Genomic DNA, 22,265 nt, shown 5'->3' on the forward strand with positions numbered 1-22,265 from the left:
GGAGAGAGACGGCGTCGTTCCTGTTGCTATGGCTCTCTCTTTACTTGGGCAGATTCTTGGCCCAGTAGCCTTCGATCTGGGTCACCAGGCTGTCCGGCAGCGGCACATAGTCCAGCTGCTTGGCCTGGGCATCGCCCTTGCTGTAGACCCAGCGGAAGAAGTCCAGCGTGTTCTTGAGGCCTTCCGGACTCTTGGGCTTTTTCTGAACCAGGATGAAGTTGGTGGCGGTGATCGGCCAGGCGTTGTCGCCGGCGGCGTTGGTCATCACTAGATAGAAGTCCTTGCTATTGGCCCAGTCTGCGCTGTTGGCAGCGGCGGCGAAGGTCTCATCGGACGGCTGCACGAACTTGCCGGCGGCGTTCTTCATCGCGGTGTAGGCCATCTTGTTCTGCAGCGCATACGACAGCTCGACATAGCCGATACCGCCCTTGATCTGCTTGACGTAGGCGGCCACGCCCTCGTTGCCCTTGCCGCCGATGCCGGTCGGCCACTGCACCGCCGTGCCTTCACCGACCTTGCTCTTCCAGTCCGGGTTGACCTTGGACAGGTAGTTGGTGAAGTTGAAGCTGGTGCCCGAACCATCCGAGCGATGCACCACGGTGATCTTGCCCTCGGGCAGCTTAATGCCCGGGTTGAGCGCGGCGATGGCCGGATCGTTCCAGGTGCTGACCTTGCCAATGAAGATGTCGCCCAGGGTCTTGCCATCCAGCTTGAGCGCACCGGGTGCGATGCCCGCCACGTTGACCACCGGCACCACGCCGCCGATCACCGACGGGAACTGCGCCAGACCGGCCGCTGCCAGTTCTTCCGGCTTGAGCGGCGCATCGGACGAGCCGAAGTCCACACTGGCCGCCTTGATCTGGGCAATGCCGCCGCCCGAACCGATCGATTGATAGTTGACCTGCTTCTTGGTGGCCGCGTTGTAGTCAGCCGACCACTTGGACATCACCGGGTAAATAAACGACGCACCGGCGCCGGTGACATCGGCGGCCTGGGCGCACAGCGCCAGCGAGGCGGCAAGCACGCCCACGGCCAGACGGGTCTTCAAAGAGTGGATCACGGAACAGCTCCTGTAGCGAAGGGATAAGGACGTCCCGCGTGCATGCCATTGCAGGGCAGGGGCATGACCGCGCGATGTCGGAGAGATGACATGACAATGACGGCGTTGCGCCAAGGCGCTTTGCCGGGTCTGGCAAAGGCGGTTGCCGCCGCCGCGCGCTCAGCCGAGAACGCCGCGACGGCCGAACCGTCGCTCACTTACCAATAGAACTGCGCACGTGCCTCGATGATCGACGGGTTGTCGTCGACCAGGCCACGCGTGGCGCTGCTGTAACGGGTGCTCTCCACTTTCGCGTAGTCCAGCGCGAACTTGAAGTTGGAGCGCCAGTACCAGTTGGCACCGATCGTCCACACATCCATCTTGCCGCCCAGCACGCCGTCCACGAACGGGGTGCTGCCATTGGAAACCAGGTGGCCGTCGTTGAGGTCCAGCGTGTCGTAGCGCACCGCCAGCTGCCACAGGCCGGAGGCCGGCGCGTTCGGCAGCGGGGTGGTCGGCACGCCGGCCTTGTAGCCCCAGGTCTCGCCGGTGATGTTCCAGACGCCGCTGACGTACCAGCCATCGCTCTTGTAATCGTTGGCGTTGTTGCCGATGCGCTTGGCGTTTTCCTGGAAGAATTCGCTCTGCAGCTTGAACGGGCCGGTGATCCACATCGCCTCGGCACCGGCCACACCCACGCTGTCCACGTTGGTGATGGCGCCGCTGTCGATCAGGCGGATGGTGGTCAGGTCGGCGTCCGGACGCGCGCGCAGGCGCAGGGTGTCGTCGTCGGTGTCGTAGCCCAGATAGCTGAGGCCGAAGTGCAGCACGTTGCCGCTTTCGTTGATCGGCGCCCAGGTGCCGCGCGCGCCGTAGCCGCTGCCATGAGCCTGATTACGGGTCAGTTCGCGACCGAACGCACTGGCAGTGATGCTCCAGTTGTTGTCGCCCATGCCGTAGGCCACGCCCAACCGGCGCGAGATACCGTAGGTATTGGTCACCGCGGCCTTGGAGACGAAATCGTTGTTCTTGGTGCTGGAGAGTTCTTCCAGGCTGTTGGGCTGCTTGAACTGACCGATCTGCAGGTAGTTGTTGGCGTTGCCGGCGAACTTGTACTTGATGTTGTTGTCGAGGAAGCGCCCGGTGCTGCGGATGGTGGTGCCGCGGATGGTGACTTCCTTCAGCACGCTCGGGTCATACCCGGCCACCCACTCGAAGTTGCCCGGGCCCTTGCCCTTGAGCACCAGCTCGGCGCGACGGATGCTGAATTCGGAATTGTCGCCGTTGGCGCCGATCGGGCCATTGAGGTCCTGCACATCGTTGTGGAACCAATTGCCGTCGGCCTGGACCAGGCCTTCCAGCGAGACTTCGGAGCCGCCGATCACATCGATGGCGATTTCGGCATGCGCAGCGGGCGCGGCCAGCGCCAGCAACAAGGCCGAGCCGAGCAGGGTAGGAGAAAGTTTCATGGGTGCCTTGCGACCTGACGAGAAAGTGAGCGCAGGCTAGGGCGTGAAAGTTGCGTTAATGTGACAACTTCGGACTGCATCGCAATTTGATTTTTGCCAATAAAGACAAAGATTTACGCGTGTTTAAACTTTGTCAGTGTGTGTCACAAGTCTGAACGACGGCCGGTTTATGACAGTTGCGATAGCGCTTCTTTACTTGCCGCTGGCGGGCTCAAGCTTATGGCGACCTGAATCGATGCCGTGAAATGCCGGCCAATCAAGCGCTTTGTGCGTCGCACCACTTGCGCAGGCGCGTTCTAAATTGTTAGTTTCGAGGCCATGTTTCCTCGATTCCTCCAATTGCTGTTGGTCTGCCTGCTCGCGCTCACCGCGTGGTCGGCAGCCAATGCGCACGATCGCATCCACGATGCGCTTGTGGGCGACGGCTTGGCGGTGATGGTGGATGCTGGCGAAGAACGTGACGCAGCCGAAGATCTGCAGGACGACGGGGACGCACAGACCCAGGTCGATACCCATTCTGCAGACGACATCCCCTTGCTCTCCCAAGCATGGCCGGTGGTCGCACGCTATTTTCCCTCTTGGTACGCGCACTACGCGCCGGCATCTCAAAAACGCGACCTGATCCCGCAACTGCGTCCTCCTAACGCACTGCGCGCCTGATCCTTCGTTTGTCGCGTCAACCGGTGCTGCGCACCGGACTTATTTGATTTGTTCGTCTTTGCACTTCGCGGTTTGCGCCGTGGATTGCCATCCGTTGCCTAGAGGTATCTCCCATGCAAAGCTTGCTAGATGGTTTTCGTCATTTCCGTAAGGAAGTGTATCCGCGCCAGAGTGCGCGCTTTCAGGAATTGGCCGGTGGCCAGAGTCCGCACACGTTGTTCATTACGTGCGCCGATTCGCGCGTCATGCCGGAGTTGATTTTCTCCGCCCAGCCTGGCGAATTGTTCGTCTATCGCAACATCGGCAATGTCGTGCCGCCTTACTCGCAACACGTCAGCGGCGTTGTCGCTGCGATCGAGTACGCCATCGCCGTGCTGGGTGTGCGCCATATCGTGATCTGCGGCCATACCGATTGCGGCGCCATGAAGGCGGTGCTCAAGCCGGAGTCGCTGGAAGATGTGCCGTCCGTGGCGGCGTGGCTCAAGCACACCGACTCGGCGCGCCATGTCACAGCTCATCACGGCCACGACCCGCACAGTCAGGATGCGCTGGACTGCATGACCGAAGAGAACGTGGTCTCGCAGCTGGATCATCTGCGGACGCAGCCGGTGGTTGCGGCACGTCTGGCCGCTGGCACCTTGCGTATCCACGGCTGGATCTACGACATCGCCCATGGCGAGATCCGCGCCTTCGATGCCGAGAAGGGTGGCTTCCGTCCGTTGCTGGCGGAAAACACCCCCGAAGCCACCCCACGTCCGCGACTGCAGCAAGTCGTGCGCGCTGAACTGGCCTGACGGAGCACATCATGAACACATCAGGTATCGGCGGATATTTCCGTCAGGGACTGTTCGGACGTGATTTATTGGCGTCTGTCGTTGTCTTCCTCGTCGCGCTCCCGTTGTGTATGGGCATTGCGATCGCATCCGGCATGCCGCCGGCCGCAGGCCTGATCACCGGCATCATCGGTGGTCTGGTCGTTGGCTTTCTGGCGGGTTCTCCGTTGCAGGTGAGTGGGCCTGCCGCCGGCCTGGCTGTGTTGGTGTTCGAGCTGGTCCGGGAGCACGGCATCGCCGCGCTCGGGCCGGTGATCCTGTTGGCCGGTGCGATTCAGTTGATCGCCGGTCTGTGCCGCGCAGGTGTGTGGTTCCGCATGACATCCCCGGCCGTGGTGGCCGGCATGTTGTCCGGTATCGGCATCCTGATCGTGGCCTCGCAGGCGCATGTGTTGATGGATGCCGCACCCAAGGCGCGCGGTCTTGAGAACTTCGCTGCATTGCCGGCCGTGTTGTGGCAGGCGATCAGCGAAGGCACCGGTCGCACCGCGTTGTTCGTGGGCCTGGCCACCATCGGCATTATCCTGGCATGGGACAAGCTGCGTCCGCAGCGTCTGCGGTTCCTGCCGGGTGCGTTGATCGCGGTTGTGGCGGTCACGGCTGCAGTGCAGTTGCAGGGTTTGAACGTTGCCAAGGTCGATGTACCGACCAACCTGTTCTCTGCGATCAGCATCCCCAGCATCTCGGACATCTTTGGCGTGTTCAACGCGACCTTGCTGGTGTCTGCGGTGACGTTTGCCTTCATCGCCAGCGCAGAAACCTTGCTGTCGGCGGCAGCGGTGGATCGCATGCATCAGGGCGCACGCACCAACTACGACCGTGAACTGGCGGCGCAGGGTGTGGGCAATATGTTGTGCGGTTTCCTCGGCGCATTGCCGATGACCGGTGTGATCGTGCGCAGTGCAGCAAATGTGCAGGCGGGCGGTGCCACACGCATGTCCACGGTGATGCATGGCAGCTGGTTGCTGGTGTTTGCGATGCTGCTGCCGTGGCTGTTGCGGATGACGCCGGTGGCGTGTCTGGCCGGCATTCTGGTCTATACGGGCGTGAAGATGATCAAGATCGGTCAGGTCAAGGAGCTGGCGACCTATGGTCGTGGCACCGCGGCGATCTATCTGGCCACCACCTTCGCGATCGTGGCGACCGACCTGCTGACCGGTGTGTTGATCGGCTTTGGTCTGTCGCTGTTCCGTCTGGCCCTGCATTCTTCGCGCCTGAAGGTGGACGTGCGTGAGCACGAGCACAAGAAGGACGAGATGCATCTGACCCTGCAGGGTTCGGCAACGTTCCTGAAGGTGCCGGCGATGGCGCGTACGCTGGAAAGCGTGCCGCCGAACACCGCACTGCATCTGGACGTGGCCAAGCTGCACCATGTCGACCACGCCTGCATCGAATTGCTGCGCGACTGGAGCCGAAATGCGGCCTCGCGCGGTTGCGAGTTGGTGGTGGACTGGAACGAGCTGGATCGACGCGTGGAAGGTCAGCCAACGGTGGAAAGCGTGCTGGTCGAACAGCGCGTCGAACAAGCCAAGGCAGCGTAAACCTGCTGCAAACCGCCCGGCGTTCGCGCCGGGCGACTCCCTGTCGTGACCGGATGATGCATGGCGCCGTAAGACGCATCATCCGGTCGCGATTTTTTTTCGGCCGGGATTCGGGATTTGGGATTGGAGATTCGTAAAAAGCCTGGGTTTGCGTTGCCGATACGATGCAACTGGTGCGACTGGGCGCTGCGCAGTCGTCGATGGTCTTGCTAGATCGTCTCAGCCACGTTTGAGTGGGAGCACGTCAGCTGCGCAAAGGTGCTGGCCGCTCGGCAGACGCCACGGTCTTGTCGCGATAGCGGCACAGGTCGTGGATCACACAGCCCGGGCAATCCGGTTTGCGTGCCTTGCAGACGTAGCGGCCATGCAAAATGAGCCAGTGATGCGCGTCGTGCAGAAACTCCGCAGGAATGACCTTCACCAGTTTGTCTTCGACCACGCGCACGTCCTTGCCCGGCGCAAGTCCGGTGCGATTGGCTACGCGGAAGATATGCGTGTCCACTGCCATGGTGGGCTCGCCGAACGCGGTATTGAGCACTACGTTCGCGGTCTTGCGGCCGACGCCGGGTAATGCTTCCAGCGCGGCGCGGTCGTGCGGGACTTCGCCAGCGTATTGCTCGAGCAAAATACGACACGTGGCAATGACGTTCTTGGCCTTGGCGTTGAACAGGCCGATGGTGGCGATGTAGCGCTTCAGGCCTTCTTCGCCGAGATCGAGAATATCGCGCGGCGTATTGGCAACCGGGTACAGCTTGCGCGTGGCCTTGTTGACGCCGACATCGGTGGCTTGCGCCGAAAGCAGCACGGCGATCAACAACTCGAACGGTGTGGTGTATTCCAGCTCGGTGGTCGGGTGCGGGTTGAGTTCGCGCAGGCGCTCGAACATTTCCTGCACTTCGGGCTTGCGCATGATGCTGCCGCGACGTGCCGGCGGGGTGGGGCGGATCGCGTTCATGGCGGTGTTCCACCTGCGGCCTTGGCCTTGGCGCGCGCCAGGATGGCAGCGGCCAACGGCGGCAATGCGGCAGCGACGGGTTGGCTGGGTGCTGGTGCGGGCGTGCGGCGAGCATCGCGTTCGGCAGCGCGGCGTTGCAGGCGCGCGGCGCGTGCGCGGTAGCGTTCGCGTGCGGCCCAGGCATCACGCAGGCGCTGTTGTGCGGCGAGCAATACCGCGTGTAGCTGCGGGCAGGCCGGGTCCAGCAGGTCGTCGCGTGGATCAGGCAGGTACTCCATCAGGCCGAGCGCCAGCGCGCCGTCGAGATCGTCGGCTTGCACGCAGTCGAATAGTTGCAGCGGCAGGGGACGTGATACCGGTATGGGGTCAGACGTCATGGCGAATCGATCAGCGATTGAGAAAGTGTGCGGGGCGTTTTTCGAGAAAGGCGCGGGTGCCTTCGCGCATGTCGTCGCTGGCGAACAACAGCGCAAATTGTGCGGTTTCCAGCTGTAAGCCTTCTTCGATCGCGCATTCGCCGCCGAACACCACCGCATCCAGAATGCCGCGCAATGCGAGCGGTGCAGCAGCGGCCAGGCGCTGTGCCAAGGCGAGTGTTTCTTCCTGTAGGGCTTCCGGCTCGACCACGCGGTTGAGCAGGCCCAGCTGCAATGCGCGCGCGGCATCGATCGGCTGGCCAAGCAGACACAGTTCCAGCGCAGCAGCACGACCGGTCAGGCGCAACAGTCGCTGGGTGCCGCCAAAGCCGGGGATCAGGCCGAGATTGATTTCCGGCTGCCCCAGGCGTGCAGTGGCTGCGGCAATGCGCAGATGGCAGGCCATGGCCAGCTCCAGTCCGCCGCCCAGCGCAAAACCATTGATCATCGCGATCACCGGTTTGGGCATGCGCTCGATCCGGCGCATCAGCTGCTGGCCGAGCAGCGAAAACTCGCGCCCCTGCATCGCCGACAGATCGCGCATTTCGGCGATATCCGCGCCGGCCACGAAGGCTTTCGGGCCCGCGCCGGTGAGAACCACCACGCGCACGTCATCCGCGCTGGCGGCATCCTGAAACGCCTGATCCAGCGCCCGCATCGTGTCCTGGTTCAAGGCGTTCAGTTTGTCCGGTCGATTGACCGTGATCGTCCGTACACTGGCGTGGTCGGCGATCAGAATGACGTGATTGGACATGGAAATCCTTGCGAACGTAAAAAATTAGTAAATACGGAACTTCCGAAAGCCTTGCTGGTCATAGCTTTCGTGATAAGTAGCGGTTCGGTATCGCGGCCGCTATCCTAGCGCGTCATCTCAGGCGGCAGACCCGTCCTGTGCCACCACCCTGGAGAATTGTTTGATGAAGTTGCGTTCTATCGCGGTCGCTGTGGCGGCCCTGGCCCTGACGGGCAATGCACTGGCCCAGGACACAACGTCCGAGAAAGGCAAGTTGAGCTACTACTTCGGCTATGACTACGGCAACAACCTTGCCGAGCTCACCGGTCGCGGCGAGCAGCTCGACATCAATGCGGTGGTGAAGGGTCTGCAAGACGCCTATGCCAAAAAGCAGCCGTCGATCACTGCCGATCAGCTGAAGCCGGCCGTCGAGGCGTTCCAGAAGCGTGAGCAGGGCCGTGCCCAGCAGGCCAAGGCCGAGTACGACAAGGCTGCTGCTGCCAACAAGACCAAGAGCGACCAGTTCCTGGCCAAGAACAAGGGCACCGCTGGCGTGCAGACGCTGCCGAGCGGCGTGCAGTACCGCGTGATCGAAGCCGGCAAGGGCGCCAAGCCGACCCAGGCCAGCACCGTGCAGCTGGAAGTGGCCGGTCCGTTCCCCTTCGGCGATCGCGAGAAGGCACGTCCGGCGCAGCAGATTCCGGCCATCAAGGTCAGCGAAGTCGAGATGCAGGCCATGCGCGATACGCTGCTGCAGATGCCGGCCGGCTCGAAGTGGGAAGTGACCTTGCCGCCGGAGAAGGCCTACGGTGCCGACCCGCGTACGCCGTTCCCGCCGAACGTGGCCGTGCAGTTCGAGATCAAGCTGGTCAGCGTCAAGTAATTGCGTTTGATGTTGCTGTGACAACGCCGGCCACCAGGCCGGCGTTGTCGTTTGGGTCCACCGGACATGCGCGAGCGCAAAAGTCGGTCGGAGGTCTTGACGATGCGGGGCGGCAGGAGCGAGCGATGACCGACAAGGATGCGAACGAAGGCAGTCTGCCCAGCCCCTGTATCGGTGTATGTTCGTTGGACGCGCAGTCACACTGTGTCGGCTGCCTGCGCAGCCTGGATGAAATTGCACGCTGGATGAGCATGAGCGACGCCGAACGCCAGACATATCTGCAGACGGTTCTGCCTGCGCGCGCATTGGCGGCACGGCTGCCCGAATGCGCGCAGCTGCGGCGTGCGCTGTATTCGCTGGACACCGCGCCCGATGGGCCGGGTTGGAACCATGCCGAATTGATCGATCTGACCGAAGGCGGCGCCTCTGCCGAAGCGGCGGTGTTGTGCGGTCTGATTCCACGCGAGCACGGCAGCATGGTGCTGCTGACGCGCCGCACCGACAGCCTGCGCCATCACGCCGGGCAGGTCAGTTTTCCCGGTGGGCGGATCGAGCCTTCCGATGCCGATGCGGCGGCTGCGGCGCTGCGCGAGAGTTGCGAAGAGATCGCGCTCGGCGCGGATCAAGTGCATGCATTGGGTTATCTGGATCCGTTTTTGACCGTCAGCGGGTTTCGCGTGACGCCGGTGGTTGCGGTGATCGACCCGGCGTTCGTGGCGGTGCCGCAGCCGGATGAAGTGGCCGATGTGTTCGAAGTGCCGTTGGCGTATCTGATGGACCCGGACAATCTGCGCAGCGTGGAGCTGGAGTTCCGCGGCCGGCCACGCCGTGTGCTCGAGTACGATTGGCCGGGCCAGCGTATCTGGGGCGCCACTGCGGCCATTCTTCTCAATCTTCGTCGTCGCCTGGAGCAGGTTGCATGAGTGCCAATCCCGACTGGACCACGCTGGTCGATAGCGCCACCTTGGCGGCCGCGTTGCACCATCCACAGCTACGGCTGCTGGACGCCCGCGCCGCGCCGCCGACTGCGCCGGACCCGGATGCAGCGCGCAACGCGTATGCGCAGGGACATCTGCCAGGCGCGTATTACGCGGATCTCAACGATGATCTGGCCGATCTGTCGCGTCCTGGTCAGGGCCGGCATCCGCTGCCGCACAGCGCGGCCTTCGCCAAGCGGCTGGGCGAATGGGGCATCGATCCGGACAGTCAGGTCGTGGTCTACGACGCTGCCGACGGCAGCATGGCCGCCGCGCGTGCGTGGTGGATGCTGCGATTGATGGGGCATCGTCGCGTGGCGGTACTGGATGGCGGATTGGCCGCGTGGCGCGCTGCCGGATTGCCGGAAAGTACCGAGCCGCCTGCATTGCAGGCTGGCGCGGCGTATTCGGGCAGTTTCGACAACGCTGCGGTGGTCGAGGCCGAGCAACTTCTGGCGCGTCTGGAGCAGGCGCCGGGATGGCTGCTGGATGCGCGTGCCGGCGAGCGTTTTCGCGGCGAGGTGGAGCCGGTCGATCCGGTGGCCGGGCATGTACCTGGTGCGGTGAGTCGCCCATTGGGTGTGAGCCTGCGCGATGGCCGTTTCAAGCCGGCAGACGAATTACGTGCGGAGCTGTCTGCGCTGCTGGGTGCAACTCCACCCGAGCACGCGGTGGTGATGTGCGGATCGGGCGTGACTGCCTGCCATTTGCTGCTGGCATTGGAAGTGGCCGGTCTGTCTGGCGCGCGTGTCTACGCCGGTTCCTGGAGCGGCTGGGTGCAGGACCCGGCACGTCCGGTCGCGACCACTGCCTGACCGATTGCAGGCACAATAGCGACAGGAACGGTGACCTGTGGGGACGCAGGTTCGCTGCGCGGAGCGCAGTTTCTCGCAGTGTTGGGTGACTCATGCGGTTGCAGTTACAGATCGGCGCACTCTGCGTCGCGGCGTGGTCGATGGCTGCGTGCTCGGCGGGGTCGACCACTGGCGTCAACGATGCGCGTCTGGCCGGTCGCGGACAAAGCGATGAGCAGGCGGTGTATCAGGTTGCGCTTGAACGTGCGCGTGCACAGCGTTTGACGCGGTTGCGGGCCCCCGACGGTTGGTTGAGCTACACCGGCTCCGGTCGTGTGCGTGCTGGCCAGTACCGGGTGGGCAGCGATCCGCAGAGCGACATCGTGTTGCCGGCCGGTCCCGCGCAGTTGGGGGAGCTGACGCTGGACACCGATGGCCGTGTGCACTTTGAAGCGGCCGCCGGTGCGCCGGTGACATTGAACGGGAAGCGCATCGATCGCGTCAGCCTGGAACCGGAGCGGGCAGGGCAGCGCGGCGATCGCCTGGATGTGGAGGGCCGGCAGTTCTATCTGGTGCAGACCGGCAGTTTGTTCGGCTGGCGTTTTCGCGATCCGGCTGCGCCGGCGCTGACCCAAGTCGATGGGCTGGACTATTTCCCAACCGATCCGCGGTGGCGCCTCCAGGCGCGCTGGGAGGCCTATTCCACGCCGCGCGCGACCACCTTGTTGACCTCGATCGGCACCCCGCTCACGGTCGATATACCGGGCGAGGCGGTGTTTTCGCGCCATGGCCACGAGTACCGCTTGCAGGCGCTGGCGCAGGAGGGCGGGGAGGGGCTGTTTTTCCTGTTCGCCGATCGCACCAGCGGCAAGGAAAGTTATGGCGGTGCGCGTTATCTCTACACCGCCGCGCCGCGCGACGGCCGCATCGTGCTGGACTTCAATCTGGCCGAAAATCCGCCCTGCGCGTTGACGCCGCACGTGGTCTGCCCGATCGCGCCACCGGAAAATCGGCTAGATGTCGCAGTGAATGCAGGCGAGAAAACCTACCGCGTGCCGGAGCGCTGAGCGCCGCGCTTAGCGCGATGCGTGCGACCACGTCACGGCCGCTTCGATGCGCGGCCATGGAAACATGGGGCCGGGGTCGAGCTTGCGTTGGATCTTGCGCGACGGATCGTCGCTGGCCGCTTCCTGGGTGGTGTCCAGTGCCTGATGACCGGCGATGCGGCTGATCGATGGCAGCTGCTGTTGCAGCCATTGCAGCAGGGTGATCAGCGCGACGATCTGGGCGTTGGGATAGGGCTCGGTCATGACCTGATGACGCGAGTCCAGCCAATGCGGATAGCGGCCGCTATTGACCAGTTCGATGCCCAGCGTATGCGGGTTATGGCCGCGCACGTGATGTGCCACGCGCTCGAGCGCCACGTATTGCTGGATGCTGCCGTTGCGGTCGATGTAGTAATGGCCGCTGTTGCCGGTGCCGCTGTCGTAGAGCACGCGTTCGCCGTATTCGCGCGCCATCGCCATGTCGGGCAATTCGGTGCAGTGGATGACCACCATGTCGATCTGTGTGAGCGCGCGTCGCGCCAGCCGGGATTCGTAGGACAACGGCGCGTAGGTGATCGGCGGAGACGGCAGGACGGCATCGGACATGAAGCGGATGCTAGCATTCGACGATGGCTTTGAATCCCGACAGCCCTTTGGGCAAATTGATGGCAACGCTGCCGCAGACCGGCCAGGTGACCTGGATCGGCGTGCGCCCGGCGCGCGATGTGGCCATGCTGGAGGTGGATGCGGCGCAGGCCACCACCGGCATTGGTCTGGTGGGCGACCGCTATAAAGGCGGCAGCGGCAAGCGTGGGCTGACCTTGATCCAGGCCGAGCATCTGCCGGTGATCGCCGCCCTGGCCGGTCACGCGACAATCGCGCCAGCCACGTTGCGGCGCAATCTGGTGGTGTCCGGCATCCCGCTGATCGCCTTGAAAGGGCGGTGCTTTCGGATCGGCGAGGTCGAGCTGGAAGGCACCGATCCGTGCGACCCGTGCTCGCGCATGGAAGATGCGCTGGGCGCCGGTGGCTACAACGCGATGCGCGGCCATGGCGGACTGTGCGCGCGCATCCTGCGCGGCGGCGTGCTGCGCATCGGCGATACGGTGCAGGCGCTATGAGCCGCGGTCATTGCATCCTGTCACACGGCTTCGAAAGTGGCCCCGACGCGCTGAAAGTCACCGCATTGGCGGATGTCGCCGAACAATTGGGCTGGACCCACGAGCGCCCGGACTACACCGATCTGGATGCGCGCCGCGAGGTGAGTTCGCTCGGTGATGTGCAAGGCCGGATGCAGCGTCTGCTGCAGATCGCGCGTGCGGCGTCCGACAAGGGGCCGCTGGTGTTGGTCGGCTCCAGCCTGGGCTCGTATATCGCTGCGCAGGTGTCGTTGCAGGTGCCAACGCGCGGGCTGTTTTTGATGGTGCCGCCGACCAGGATGGGCCCGTTGCCGGTACTGGATGCGGCGGCCGTGCCGATTTCGATCGTGCATGCCTGGCGCGATGAATTGATTCCCGCTGCCGATGTGATCGCCTGGGCGCAGGCGCGCAATGCGCGCTTGTTGCTGGTCGACGACGAACACCGGCTGGCGTCGCATGTGGATGCGTCGGCGCGTGCATTCGCCGAACTGTTGCAGAGTCTGTGATGCGTCCGCACCTGATTGCGTGCTGCGTGCGGAGTTGCCGATGGATGTGTTGATCCGCGAAGCGAGCGACGGCGATGCCGCCGCGATCGAACTGCTGACGATGGTCGCGTTCATGCGCTCCGACCACAGCCGCCATGACGAGCAACACGTGATTGCCGCGTTGCGCAACGACGGCGCGCTGGCGTTGTCGTTGGTGGCCGACCACGACGGCTATGTGGTCGGACATCTGGCGGTATCGCCGGTGTCGCTGTCGGACGACTCGCCAGGCTGGTACGCGCTGGGTCCGCTGGCGATCGGGCCGGGGCATCAGCGCCAGGGCGTGGGCACGCGCCTGGTGCAATCTGCACTGGCGAACTTGCGCGAGCGCGGTGCAGCCGGCTGTCTTGCACTGGGCGAACCGGCGTTTTTCAAGCGTCTGGGGTTTGCGGTGGAGCCGGGCCTGGTGTTGCCCGACGTCCCTGTGTCCGAGCTGCAGGCGCTGGCTTTCGGCGATCGGTTGCTGCCGTTGGCCGATGTGTCCTATCACCCGGCCTTCGGACTGGGTTGAGTCGAGGCTCTATCGACCTCTTGCCGAGATCTGCGCCAGTGCAGTTCGCTCGGCGGCATCTTCCATCGCTATCGAGACGTCAGGACGCCGGCAGGGATCGCAGCATTGCGAGAGCTGCAATGGCGCTCTCCTGTCGAGGTGGAAGATGCAACGCGATGATGAAGACCTGGGTCAGGCCGCGCATGCGGGCCGACTGATTTCCCACGGTGGCGATCACCAGGACGATGCCGCAGTGTTGGCATCGATCAAATTGCGTCTGCGCCAGACCGGCGATCGATCCGATGCGGTGGTTCAACGTTTGATCGGTCTGGTCGATGCGCTCTGGTCGATCGAGTTCGGTCGGTTTCTGCTCAGAAATCGTGGGCTGAATGCCTATTGGACCCATCAGATGGTGACGTATCGCTCTGATGCACAGCCAAACGATTCGATGTCGGCGATGGAACGCCATATTTTCGAGAAAGCGCCTGCGGCGTTGGCTACCCGCGAACGGTTCGGCATCTTCAGGCAGCAGATGCAGGGGCTGCTGCGGCCAGGCATGACGCTGGCATCGGTGCCCTGTGGATGGATGGGGGAGCTGTTGATGCTGGATTACCGGGAGTGCCCGGACGTGCGCCTGATCGGCATCGATCTGGATCCGCAGGCCTTGGAAGGGGCGCTCCAACTCGCACGGCAGCATGGGCTGGAGGGGCAGCTTTCGCTGCGTCTTGAGGACGCATGGACACCCGGCCCTGGCGATGAGGTGGATGTGCTGACGAGCAATGGTCTGAATATCTACGAGCCGGACGACGGGCGCGTGATTGCGCTGTATCGCGCCTTTTTCGATCGACTGACGCCAGGTGGCGTGCTGGTCGCAAGTTTTCTGACTCCGCCGCCGAGCATCTCTGCCGAGTCGCCGTGGAAGTTGGAGAACATCGATGCGGAGGCGCTGACCCTGCAGAACCAGATATTCGCCGAGATCGTACAAGCGCGCTGGGCCTCGTTCCGGACCCATGCACACACCCGTCTGCAGCTGGAAAGCGCCGGGTTTACCGATATCCGGTTTATCGACGACGCCGCCAGCATATTTCCGACGGTGATGGCGCAGAAGCCATTGGGTCGATGAGTCGGCAACATCGCGAACTGCCCGGGGTTCCGTTTGCAGGGCGCGCTGACTTAGACTCTGCCGCGTTGTCCACTGTCTGAGGATTGGTCAAATGCGCCATTGATGCCGCCGTCGTGAGGACGGCCTTACCCGCTGCTGGTCCGGTTGGATCGGCGCGTGTGCTGGCATGCAATGGAGACACGTATGACCTGTTCGTCGCTGACGCTGGAGAGCGTTGCGTATCTGCTGCCCGATGGCAGCCCGCTGTTTTCTGATCTGACGATTCACATCGACCAGCGCCTCACCGGCTTGGTCGGGCGAAATGGCGTGGGCAAGAGTGTGCTTGCGCGCCTGTTGGCTGGTGAGTTGCTGCCCAGCGCCGGGCGTTGCGTGCGCAGCGGCAGCGTGCATTACCTGCCGCAGCGGGTGAGCGTTGCGCCTGGACAAACCATTGCCGAGTTGGCGGGCATCGCGCCGCTGCTGGAGGCGCTGGACAGGATCGCTGCTGGCAGTGTGGCGCCAGCCGATTTCGACCTGGTTGGCGAGCGCTGGAGCGCGCATGCGCAATTTGCCGCAGAACTGGAGCGACAAGGCTTGGGCGGGCGCGATCCATATGCACTGGCGGCGCAACTCAGCGGCGGCGAAGCGATACGCGTGGCGTTGGCCGGTGCATTTCTGACCCAGCCGGACCTGTTGATTCTGGATGAGCCCAGCAATCATCTGGATGGCCCGCAACGCCAGCGGCTGATGGATCAGCTGCAGGCGTGGAGCGGTGGCCTGGTGGTGATCAGCCATGACCGCAGCTTGCTCGACGCGATGCAGCGCATTCTGGAGCTGTCCGCGCACGGGCTGCGCAGTTATGGCGGCAATTACGCGTTCTACGCCCAGCAGCGCGCGCTGGAACAGCAGGCGGCCGGCGACCTGCTGGCACAGCGCAAGCATGCACGCGCACGCGGCGAGCAGGCGCTGCGCGAGCAGCAGCAGGGTCAGCAACAACGCCAGGCACGCGGCGCGCGTGCTGCCGGGCAGGCCAATCAAGCGGCGATCCTGCTCGGCGGGCAGAAGCAACGCAGCGAAAACAGCGCCGGGCGGCTGCAGCAGCAACGTCAGGCCGAACAGGCACGGCTGAGCGAGGCAGTGGTGCAGGCCGCAGCGCAGGTGGAGGCCGATCCCGCAATCGCAGTATTGGCGCCTGCAGCGCCAGCCGGCGCGTCGCGGCGTCTGGCCACGCTGCAGCAAGTGGAACTGTCGAACGGGCTGTTGGGCGGGCGTCGGGTGGATCTGTTGTTGCATGGGCAGGCGCGGATTGGCCTGGTCGGCCCCAATGGCAGCGGCAAATCGTCGTTGCTGCGGTTGTTGGCCGGACACCTGCAGCCGAGCGCAGGGCATTGCAAGGTGCATGTGCCGGTGGCGTATCTGGATCAGGACCTGGGGCTGCTGGACCCGGCGCGCTCGGCCGCTGCGCAACTGTACGCTGCCAACCCGGGCGCGCCAGCCCACGCACAGCGCCTGCGGCTGGCGTTGCTGGGGCTGGACCAGACGCGTGCCGATCTGCCCACCGGCCAGCTCAGCGGCGGCCAGCGGCTCAAGGCGGCGCTGGCCTGCGCGCTGTACCGGGCGCAGCCGGCGCAACTGCTGTTGCTGGACGAGCCGACCAATCACCTGGATCTGGCCTCGGTGGAGGCGATCGAGGCGCTGCTGCGCAGCTACCTGGGGGCGCTGGTCGTCGCCTCGCACGATGCCGCCTTCCTGCAGCGGCTGGGCCTGCGGCAGCGCCTGGATACTGCGCAGGCGCAGTGGCAGCTGGCACCGTGGTGAACCGCGCAGCGGGCAATGCGGCCGCCGGGCTGGTAAAGCCGGCGCCGATGGCCGACCATTTGCGCCCCGCCCGCAGCGGCCACGGCATTGCCCTCCACGGCGCCGGCCCAGCGTCCTGCTCTCACGCTCGCCACCACGGCCGGCGTCTCCATCGATACCTGCCTACGTGAAATTCTTCGCATCCTGTGCCAAGGGCCTGGAATACCTGCTTGCCGACGAGCTGTTGTCGCTCGGTGCCAGCAAGGCCACTGCCACCATCTCCGGCGTCAACGTCGAAGGCGACATGCGCGACGCGCAGCGCGCCGTCCTATGGTCGCGCCTGGCCAGCCGCGTGCTGTGGCCGTTGAACGAGTTCGATTGCCCGGACGAGGACGCGCTGTATGCCGGCGTTTCCGAGTTGCCATGGGACGAGCACCTGTCTGTCGGCCATACGCTGTCGGTGGATGCGCATGTCTCCGGCACTGCGATCACGCATGCGCGCTATGCGGCGCAGCGCATCAAGGATGCGGTGGTCGACACCATGCGCCGGCAGGGCCTGGAGCGCCCGTCGGTGGATCTGGAGAGCCCGGATCTGCGTCTGAACCTGTCGCTGCGCAAGGGCCGCGCCACCATCTCGGTGGATCTGGGTGGCGGCCCGCTGCATCGGCGCGGCTGGCGCATGGCGCAGAATGAAGCGCCACTCAAGGAGAATCTGGCCGCAGCGGTGTTGCTGCGCGGCGGTTGGCCGCGCGCCTACGCCGATGGCGGCGGCCTGCTGGATCCGATGTGTGGCAGCGGCACCTTGTTGATCGAAGGCGCGCTGATGGCGGCCGATGTCGCACCCGGCCTGCAGCGCTATGGCAGCGATATCCCCAGCCGCTGGCGCGGCTTCGACCGCGAGGGCTGGCAACAGCTGGTGAGCGAAGCGCGCGAGCGCGACAGTCTCGGCCGCGCCGCGCTCAAGCAGGTGATCCACGGCAGCGACATGGACCCGCATGCGATCCGCGCGGCCAAGGAAAATGCGCAGGTGGCTGGTGTCGCCGAGGCGATCTGGTTCGGCGTGCGCGAGGTGGGCGATCTGCAGACTCCGCCGCAGGCCACCGGCGTGGTGGTGTGCAATCCGCCTTACGACGAGCGTCTGGCCGCCGATGCGGCGCTGTATCGCCGCCTGGGCGATACCTTGCAACGCGCCGTGCCGCAATGGCGGGCCAGCCTGCTCTGCGGCAACGCCGAGCTGGCGTATGCCACCGGCCTGCGTGCGGGCAAGAAGTATCAGCTGTTCAACGGCGCGATCGAATGCGCACTGATCGTCTGCGACCCGATCGCAGTGCCGCGGCGCACCCCGCTGGCGGCGCCGACCGCGCTCAGCGAAGGCGCGCAGATGGTCGCAAACCGTTTGCGCAAGAATCTGCAGAAGTTCAAGAAGTGGCGCGCGCGCGAAGGCATCGAATGCTTCCGCGTCTATGACGCCGATCTGCCGGAATATTCCGCCGCCATCGATGTGTATCAGCAAGCCGATGGCGATCGCCGCGTGTTTCTGCATGTGCAGGAATACGCCGCGCCGGCGACGATTCCGGAAGCCGATGTGCGCCGTCGTCTGGGCGAACTGCTGGCCGCCGCACGCGAGGTGTTCGAGGTGCCGGGCGAGCGTGTTGCGCTCAAATCGCGCGAGCGTGGCAAGGGCGGCAGCAAGTACGGCCGCTTCGAGCAGCGCAATGAGGTCATCAATGTGCGCGAGCACGGCGCGCTGCTGCGGGTGAATCTGTTCGATTACCTGGATACCGGGCTGTTTCTGGACCATCGTCCGTTGCGCGGCACCATGGCCACGCAATCCAAGGGGCGGCGCTTCCTTAATCTGTTCTGCTACACCGGCGTGGCCAGCGTGCAGGCGGCGGTGGCGGGTGCGAGCTCCACCACCAGCGTGGACCTGTCCGGCACCTATCTGCAGTGGTGCGCCGACAACCTGGCCTTGAACGGCCAGGCCGGCAGCAAGCACAAGCTGGTGCAGGCCGACGCACTGGCCTGGCTGGAAGCCGAGCGCGCGCATTTCGACGTGATCTTCTGCGACCCGCCGACCTTCTCCAACTCTGCGCGCGCAGAGGACTTCGACATCCAGCGCGAGCATGTGCGGCTGTTGCGCGCGGCGGTGGCGCGTCTGGCGCCGGGCGGGGTGCTGTATTTCTCCAACAACTTCCGCCGCTTCAAGCTGGATGAGGAATTGGTGGCCGAGTTCGCGCAGTGCGAGGAAATCAGCCCGCGCACCATCGACCCGGATTTCGAACGGCATGCGCGGATCCATCGGGCGTGGCGGTTGACGGCGTGATGAAGTGGCCCGGTCGCGTCTGACCGGGCGGTGTGCGCGTTGCGCGCCTGGTATCGCCCGCGCTCGCCTGGCTGCTGTGCGCCGCACCACCGGCTGCGCTTGATCACGCAGGCGCAATCGCGGCCGGGCATGCGAGGGCAGGGCGTGGCCGCAACAAGCCCGGCACAGCGCTGCGGTATGCTGATTCGCATGCTTTGGAGTCAACGATGACCGCACCACCCCGCATCGCCTTTCTCGCCAGTCACGCCGAGCCGGCAGTGACCGCGCGCGCGCATCTTGTGCAGCGCTATGGCGATCATCCGCTGGCCACCGCCGACATCGTCTGCGCCCTGGGCGGTGACGGTTTCATGCTGCAGACCCTGCATCGGCACGGCGCCGCCAGCAAGCCGGTGTTCGGCATGAAACTGGGCTCGGTCGGGTTTTTGATGAACCAATACCGCGACGACGAAGACGACCTGCTCGCGCGGCTGCAACGCGCCGAACCGGCGCATCTGCGCCCGCTGGAAATGCAGGTGCAGACCGAGTCCGGTGCCAGCACGGTGTCGCTGGCCTACAACGAGGTCTCGCTGCTGCGCCAGACCCGCCAGGCCGCGCATCTGAGTGTGGATCTCAATGGTCAGACCCGCATTGCCGAGCTGATCGGCGACGGGGTGATGGTCGCCACGCCAGCCGGTAGCACCGCGTACAACTATTCCGCGCACGGGCCGATTCTGCCGCTGGGCTCGCACACGCTGGCGCTGACGCCGATCGCCCCGTATCGCCCGCGTCGCTGGCGCGGCGCCATCCTCAAGGCCGATACCGAAGTGTGCTTCCGCGTGCTGGACCCGTACAAGCGCCCGGTCAGCGTCACCGCCGACTCGCACGAGATCCGCGACGTGATCGAAGTGACCATTCGCGAGTCCACGCAGCGCCAGGTGACGCTGCTGTTCGATCCCGAACACAATCTGGAAGAGCGCATTTTCAGCGAGCAGTTTGCGGTGTGAGGGGCAGGGATTGGGCATTCGGGATTCGGGATTGGCAACGGCAGCAGCGCGGCACGTCGTCTTTGGAATCGCTCGCACGCGCTACGATGCTGTGCGGATGGGCGATCAACTCCCGACCTACGGTTCCTGCTTCAAACCAATCCCAAATCCCGAATCCCAAATCCCGGCCCCACAATGACTGACAACTCCCCCAGGCTCCTGACCGTCGCGGTCACCTCGCGCGCGCTGTTCGACCTCGAAGAAGGTCACGCGCTGTTCGAGGCCGATGGTGTGGAGGCGTATTCGGCGTTCCAGCGTGAGCATGAGGACGACATCCTGGAGCCGGGCGTGGCATTCCCGGTGGTGCGCAAGCTGCTGGCGCTCAACCACGATGTGCCCGAAGACGCGCCGCGGGTGGAGGTGATCCTGCTCTCGCGTAATTCGGCCGATACCGGCTTGCGCATCTTCAATTCGATCCAACACTACAACCTGGGCATCGTGCGGGCGACCTTCACTTCCGGGCAGCCGACCTGGCCGTACGTGAAGCCGTTCGGCACCGATCTGTTTCTGTCGGCCAATCCGGAATCGGTGCGGCGTGCACTCACCCATGGCATTGCGGCGGCGACCATCATGCCGCGCGCGCCGGGCGAACGCGCCGAGGCGGCAGCGGCGATCGTGGACAACGACGAGAGCCGCTTGCCGACGCAGCTGCGTATCGCCTTCGACGGCGATGCAGTGATCTTTGGCGACGAGAGCGAGCGTATTTCGCGCGAGCAGGGCGTGGAGGCGTTTGGACGTCACGAACGCGAACGCGCGCGCGAGCCGCTGTCGGTCGGGCCGTTCCGCAATTTTCTGTCTGCGTTGCACACGCTGCAGGCGGCATTTCCGCCCGGCGAGGCCTCGCCGATCCGCACTGCGCTGGTCACCGCGCGCTCGGCACCGGCGCATGAGCGGGTGATCCGCACCCTGCGCGAGTGGGGCGTGCGTCTGGACGAGGCCTTGTTCCTGGGTGGGCGCCACAAGGGGCCGTTTCTGGAGGCGTTCGGCGCGGATATCTTCTTCGACGATTCGCAGCACAACATCGACAGTGCGCGCCAGCATCAGCATGTGGCGGCCGGTCATGTGCCGCATGGCGTGGCCAACGATCCGCCGAGCAGGTGAGCGACGCACCGAAGCCGTCTGCACGCGCCGCGCTGCGCTCCAGCTGGCGTCAGTTGGAACTGTATTTCGCCGACGACACCGTGCAGACCCGCATGTCGCGCTGGGCGCCGTCTCGGCTGATGCTGCCGTACACGCGCGGCATGCTGGCCGCGTTGTGGCTGCAGCCGCGCCCCGAGCGCATCGGCATTGTTGGATTTGGCGGCGGCGCGCAGGCCAAGTTCTGCCATCGTTATCTGCGCAGCACGCGCATCGAGGCGGTGGACGCCGATGCGCAGGTGCTGGCGTTGCGCGATGCGTTTGCCGTGCCGCGCGACGATGCCCGGCTTGAGGTCACGCACGGCGATGGTGCACAGTGGATCGGCACGCGTGCCGGGCGCTACGACCTGTTGCTGTTGGATGCCTACGATGCCGACGGCATTCCGCCCGCGCTGTGCACGCCCGAGTTCTACGCCGATTGCCGCGCTGCGCTGACACCAGGCGGTGTGCTGGCGTTGAACCTGTTCCAGGTGCCGCTTGCCGGGCATCTGGCCAAGCTGCGCGATGTCTTCGATGGGCGGGTGCTGCTGTTGCCCGAGCCGGATCTGCGCAATCAGGTGCTGTACGCCTGGAATGGCAAACGCACGCCTGGCACGGCGGAGCAGGCGTTGGCGTCGTTGCCGTGGTCGGCGCGTCGGCAGTTGCGGCCGTCGATGCTGCGGCTGCAAGCGGCGTGGATGGAACGGGCCTGGCGGTATGCGTAAGCCGCTGTAGCTGAGCGGTTTGACACTCGTTGCAAGCGGGCGCGATGTCGAAAGTTACAAGCGCGCCTGCAAGCGCACCGTTACGGGGTGAGCGGATTGCCGGCGTCAGCCAGCGGCAACTGGATATCGGTCAGCCGCCAACGCAAGCCTTGCCGGGTCAGCACGAAGACCACCGGTGCTCCGGTTGCGGTGCGCGTGGTGGCGGTGAAGCGGCGGGTGGATTCGAAGCGTTGCTCGGCGCCTTGCAGCGGACGCGCCGGCGCTGGCGCCGCATAGGTATCCGGGCTGACGGTCTCGCCAGTGACGCGATTCCACACGCTGTGGCCTTGCAGCAATGCACCGATGCCGAGCGGGGTGACCAGCGTGTCCACGCCGGCGCCGCTGATGCCACTGGCAAGCTGCAAGGCGAACCCGCCGAGCAGACTCGATTGCATGCTGCTGCCGGCCTGGCGGATCAGATAATCGTCCAGCTGTGCCTTGAGGTTGACCCGCAGGCTGGGGAAATCCACGTGGCGTTCCAGCTGCCCGGCGTCGCGATTGGCGACCGCCTCGCTGATGCCGCGAATGGCCAGGTACGGGCCGGCCACCACGTAACTGACGAGTAGCAGCACAGCCAGCACAGGTAACAGCAGCCAACGCTTTTTCATGGCACGCATTCCATTG

At 64.8% G+C, this 22,265-nt stretch carries 24 protein-coding genes; 17 read left to right on the top strand and 7 right to left on the bottom strand.

The genetic code is table 11. The features are described from left to right. Positions 1-40: 40 nt before the first annotated feature. Both pstS and FFY45_RS14890 read right to left on the bottom strand, forming a co-directional pair. On the bottom strand, positions 41-1,060 hold the full coding sequence (gene pstS / locus FFY45_RS14885) for a phosphate ABC transporter substrate-binding protein PstS (RefSeq protein ID WP_176341014.1): 1,020 nt from the start codon (positions 1,058-1,060) through the stop codon (positions 41-43). A gap of 197 nt (positions 1,061-1,257) precedes the next feature. Continuing rightward, positions 1,258-2,508, bottom strand: coding sequence for an OprO/OprP family phosphate-selective porin (locus FFY45_RS14890; protein ID WP_006450303.1), 1,251 nt, complete (start codon positions 2,506-2,508; stop codon positions 1,258-1,260). Positions 2,509-2,847: 339 nt separating this feature from the next. Here FFY45_RS14890 and FFY45_RS14895 point away from each other — a divergent pair, with 339 nt between their 5' ends. The 3 genes from FFY45_RS14895 (at position 2,848) to FFY45_RS14905 (ending at position 5,542) form a co-directional block, all read left to right on the top strand. After that, a complete protein-coding gene (locus FFY45_RS14895; protein WP_176341075.1) occupies positions 2,848-3,168 on the top strand; it encodes a hypothetical protein in 321 nt (106 codons plus the stop codon). Positions 3,169-3,281: 113 nt separating this feature from the next. Beyond that, on the top strand, positions 3,282-3,962 hold the full coding sequence (locus FFY45_RS14900; RefSeq protein ID WP_006450301.1) for a carbonic anhydrase: 681 nt from the start codon (positions 3,282-3,284) through the stop codon (positions 3,960-3,962). 11 nt (positions 3,963-3,973) lie between these two features. Then, positions 3,974-5,542, top strand: coding sequence for a SulP family inorganic anion transporter (locus FFY45_RS14905; protein WP_176341015.1), 1,569 nt, complete (start codon positions 3,974-3,976; stop codon positions 5,540-5,542). A gap of 244 nt (positions 5,543-5,786) precedes the next feature. Here the strand turns inward: FFY45_RS14905 and nth are convergent, their stop codons facing one another. Genes nth through FFY45_RS14920 form a run of 3 tightly spaced genes read right to left on the bottom strand, consistent with a single transcriptional unit; the run spans position 5,787 to position 7,667 of the window. After that, positions 5,787-6,497: an endonuclease III gene (nth, locus tag FFY45_RS14910; RefSeq protein WP_176341016.1), complete on the bottom strand. Its 711-nt coding sequence runs from the start codon at positions 6,495-6,497 to the stop codon at positions 5,787-5,789. After that, positions 6,494-6,874, bottom strand: coding sequence for a hypothetical protein (locus FFY45_RS14915; RefSeq protein ID WP_176341017.1), 381 nt, complete (start codon positions 6,872-6,874; stop codon positions 6,494-6,496). The genes nth and FFY45_RS14915 overlap by 4 nt, the downstream gene beginning before the upstream one ends. Before the next feature lie 10 nt (positions 6,875-6,884). Next, positions 6,885-7,667, bottom strand: coding sequence for an enoyl-CoA hydratase-related protein (locus FFY45_RS14920; RefSeq protein ID WP_006450297.1), 783 nt, complete (start codon positions 7,665-7,667; stop codon positions 6,885-6,887). A gap of 163 nt (positions 7,668-7,830) precedes the next feature. On the opposite strand from FFY45_RS14920, the gene FFY45_RS14925 reads away from it, so the two are divergent. The 4 genes from FFY45_RS14925 (at position 7,831) to FFY45_RS14940 (ending at position 11,367) form a co-directional block, all read left to right on the top strand. Beyond that, on the top strand, positions 7,831-8,529 hold the full coding sequence (locus FFY45_RS14925; protein ID WP_006450296.1) for an FKBP-type peptidyl-prolyl cis-trans isomerase: 699 nt from the start codon (positions 7,831-7,833) through the stop codon (positions 8,527-8,529). Positions 8,530-8,654: 125 nt separating this feature from the next. After that, on the top strand, positions 8,655-9,452 hold the full coding sequence (locus tag FFY45_RS14930; RefSeq protein ID WP_176341018.1) for a CoA pyrophosphatase: 798 nt from the start codon (positions 8,655-8,657) through the stop codon (positions 9,450-9,452). Continuing rightward, on the top strand, positions 9,449-10,321 hold the full coding sequence (locus tag FFY45_RS14935; RefSeq protein ID WP_176341019.1) for a sulfurtransferase: 873 nt from the start codon (positions 9,449-9,451) through the stop codon (positions 10,319-10,321). Before FFY45_RS14930 ends, FFY45_RS14935 begins: the two co-directional genes overlap by 4 nt. A 92-nt stretch (positions 10,322-10,413) precedes the next feature. After that, positions 10,414-11,367: a DUF1684 domain-containing protein gene (locus FFY45_RS14940; protein WP_176341020.1), complete on the top strand. Its 954-nt coding sequence runs from the start codon at positions 10,414-10,416 to the stop codon at positions 11,365-11,367. A gap of 9 nt (positions 11,368-11,376) precedes the next feature. Here FFY45_RS14940 and FFY45_RS14945 read toward each other — a convergent pair whose 3' ends face one another. Further along, positions 11,377-11,952 (bottom strand): N-acetylmuramoyl-L-alanine amidase, encoded by a 576-nt coding sequence (locus tag FFY45_RS14945; RefSeq protein ID WP_176341021.1) that lies wholly within the window; start codon positions 11,950-11,952, stop codon positions 11,377-11,379. A gap of 23 nt (positions 11,953-11,975) precedes the next feature. Between FFY45_RS14945 and FFY45_RS14950 the strand changes: the two genes are divergently transcribed. The 10 genes from FFY45_RS14950 (at position 11,976) to FFY45_RS14990 (ending at position 21,602) form a co-directional block, all read left to right on the top strand. Further along, positions 11,976-12,467, top strand: a complete 492-nt coding sequence (locus tag FFY45_RS14950; RefSeq protein WP_176341022.1) for an MOSC domain-containing protein — start codon at positions 11,976-11,978, stop codon at positions 12,465-12,467. After that, on the top strand, positions 12,464-12,991 hold the full coding sequence (locus tag FFY45_RS14955) for an alpha/beta hydrolase (RefSeq protein ID WP_176341023.1): 528 nt from the start codon (positions 12,464-12,466) through the stop codon (positions 12,989-12,991). Before FFY45_RS14950 ends, FFY45_RS14955 begins: the two co-directional genes overlap by 4 nt. A 40-nt stretch (positions 12,992-13,031) precedes the next feature. Then, entirely contained in the window at positions 13,032-13,538 is a 507-nt protein-coding gene (locus FFY45_RS14960; protein ID WP_176341024.1) for a GNAT family N-acetyltransferase, read from the top strand. Between the two features lie 145 nt (positions 13,539-13,683). After that, positions 13,684-14,640, top strand: coding sequence for an SAM-dependent methyltransferase (locus tag FFY45_RS14965; protein ID WP_176341076.1), 957 nt, complete (start codon positions 13,684-13,686; stop codon positions 14,638-14,640). 183 nt (positions 14,641-14,823) lie between these two features. Next, the gene (locus FFY45_RS14970; RefSeq protein WP_176341025.1) at positions 14,824-16,437 is read left to right on the top strand and encodes an ABC-F family ATP-binding cassette domain-containing protein; all 1,614 of its coding nucleotides are present in this window, start codon (positions 14,824-14,826) and stop codon (positions 16,435-16,437) included. Next, positions 16,416-16,607: a hypothetical protein gene (locus FFY45_RS22355; protein ID WP_343204108.1), complete on the top strand. Its 192-nt coding sequence runs from the start codon at positions 16,416-16,418 to the stop codon at positions 16,605-16,607. Before FFY45_RS14970 ends, FFY45_RS22355 begins: the two co-directional genes overlap by 22 nt. Further along, positions 16,604-18,739 carry a bifunctional 23S rRNA (guanine(2069)-N(7))-methyltransferase RlmK/23S rRNA (guanine(2445)-N(2))-methyltransferase RlmL gene (gene rlmKL / locus FFY45_RS14975; RefSeq protein ID WP_176341026.1) on the top strand — a complete coding sequence of 712 codons (2,136 nt, stop codon included), beginning with the start codon at positions 16,604-16,606 and terminating at the stop codon, positions 18,737-18,739. Before FFY45_RS22355 ends, rlmKL begins: the two co-directional genes overlap by 4 nt. Positions 18,740-18,945: 206 nt before the next feature. Next, positions 18,946-19,722 (top strand): NAD kinase, encoded by a 777-nt coding sequence (locus tag FFY45_RS14980; RefSeq protein ID WP_006450286.1) that lies wholly within the window; start codon positions 18,946-18,948, stop codon positions 19,720-19,722. 174 nt (positions 19,723-19,896) lie between these two features. Further along, positions 19,897-20,862, top strand: a complete 966-nt coding sequence (locus tag FFY45_RS14985) for a 5'-nucleotidase (protein WP_006450285.1) — start codon at positions 19,897-19,899, stop codon at positions 20,860-20,862. Next, positions 20,859-21,602, top strand: a complete 744-nt coding sequence (locus FFY45_RS14990) for a spermine/spermidine synthase domain-containing protein (protein WP_176341027.1) — start codon at positions 20,859-20,861, stop codon at positions 21,600-21,602. The genes FFY45_RS14985 and FFY45_RS14990 overlap by 4 nt, the downstream gene beginning before the upstream one ends. Positions 21,603-21,682: 80 nt before the next feature. Here FFY45_RS14990 and FFY45_RS14995 read toward each other — a convergent pair whose 3' ends face one another. Beyond that, complete coding sequence (locus tag FFY45_RS14995) at positions 21,683-22,249, bottom strand: DUF2939 domain-containing protein (protein ID WP_176341028.1); 567 nt, start codon at positions 22,247-22,249, stop codon at positions 21,683-21,685. Positions 22,250-22,265 lie beyond the last annotated feature (16 nt).

The organism is Xanthomonas hortorum, assembly GCF_011305375.1.
In the GTDB taxonomy this organism is placed as follows: domain Bacteria; phylum Pseudomonadota; class Gammaproteobacteria; order Xanthomonadales; family Xanthomonadaceae; genus Xanthomonas; species Xanthomonas hortorum_E.

Bases quoted from the DNA above. Each gene is read 5' to 3' on its own strand.
- FFY45_RS14890 (WP_006450303.1), bottom strand. From the start codon at position 2,508: ATGAAACTTTCTCCTACCCTGCTCGGCTCGGCCTTGTTGCTGGCGCTG.
- FFY45_RS14900 (WP_006450301.1), top strand. From the start codon at position 3,282: ATGCAAAGCTTGCTAGATGGTTTTCGTCATTTCCGTAAGGAAGTGTAT.
- FFY45_RS14905 (WP_176341015.1), top strand. From the start codon at position 3,974: ATGAACACATCAGGTATCGGCGGATATTTCCGTCAGGGACTGTTCGGA.
- nth (WP_176341016.1), bottom strand. From the start codon at position 6,497: ATGAACGCGATCCGCCCCACCCCGCCGGCACGTCGCGGCAGCATCATG.
- FFY45_RS14915 (WP_176341017.1), bottom strand. From the start codon at position 6,874: ATGACGTCTGACCCCATACCGGTATCACGTCCCCTGCCGCTGCAACTA.
- FFY45_RS14920 (WP_006450297.1), bottom strand. From the start codon at position 7,667: ATGTCCAATCACGTCATTCTGATCGCCGACCACGCCAGTGTACGGACG.
- FFY45_RS14925 (WP_006450296.1), top strand. From the start codon at position 7,831: ATGAAGTTGCGTTCTATCGCGGTCGCTGTGGCGGCCCTGGCCCTGACG.
- FFY45_RS14930 (WP_176341018.1), top strand. From the start codon at position 8,655: ATGACCGACAAGGATGCGAACGAAGGCAGTCTGCCCAGCCCCTGTATC.
- FFY45_RS14935 (WP_176341019.1), top strand. From the start codon at position 9,449: ATGAGTGCCAATCCCGACTGGACCACGCTGGTCGATAGCGCCACCTTG.
- FFY45_RS14940 (WP_176341020.1), top strand. From the start codon at position 10,414: ATGCGGTTGCAGTTACAGATCGGCGCACTCTGCGTCGCGGCGTGGTCG.
- FFY45_RS14945 (WP_176341021.1), bottom strand. From the start codon at position 11,952: ATGTCCGATGCCGTCCTGCCGTCTCCGCCGATCACCTACGCGCCGTTG.
- FFY45_RS14950 (WP_176341022.1), top strand. From the start codon at position 11,976: ATGGCTTTGAATCCCGACAGCCCTTTGGGCAAATTGATGGCAACGCTG.
- FFY45_RS14955 (WP_176341023.1), top strand. From the start codon at position 12,464: ATGAGCCGCGGTCATTGCATCCTGTCACACGGCTTCGAAAGTGGCCCC.
- FFY45_RS14960 (WP_176341024.1), top strand. From the start codon at position 13,032: ATGGATGTGTTGATCCGCGAAGCGAGCGACGGCGATGCCGCCGCGATC.
- FFY45_RS14965 (WP_176341076.1), top strand. From the start codon at position 13,684: ATGCAACGCGATGATGAAGACCTGGGTCAGGCCGCGCATGCGGGCCGA.
- FFY45_RS14970 (WP_176341025.1), top strand. From the start codon at position 14,824: ATGACCTGTTCGTCGCTGACGCTGGAGAGCGTTGCGTATCTGCTGCCC.
- FFY45_RS14980 (WP_006450286.1), top strand. From the start codon at position 18,946: ATGACCGCACCACCCCGCATCGCCTTTCTCGCCAGTCACGCCGAGCCG.
- FFY45_RS14985 (WP_006450285.1), top strand. From the start codon at position 19,897: ATGACTGACAACTCCCCCAGGCTCCTGACCGTCGCGGTCACCTCGCGC.
- FFY45_RS14995 (WP_176341028.1), bottom strand. From the start codon at position 22,249: ATGAAAAAGCGTTGGCTGCTGTTACCTGTGCTGGCTGTGCTGCTACTC.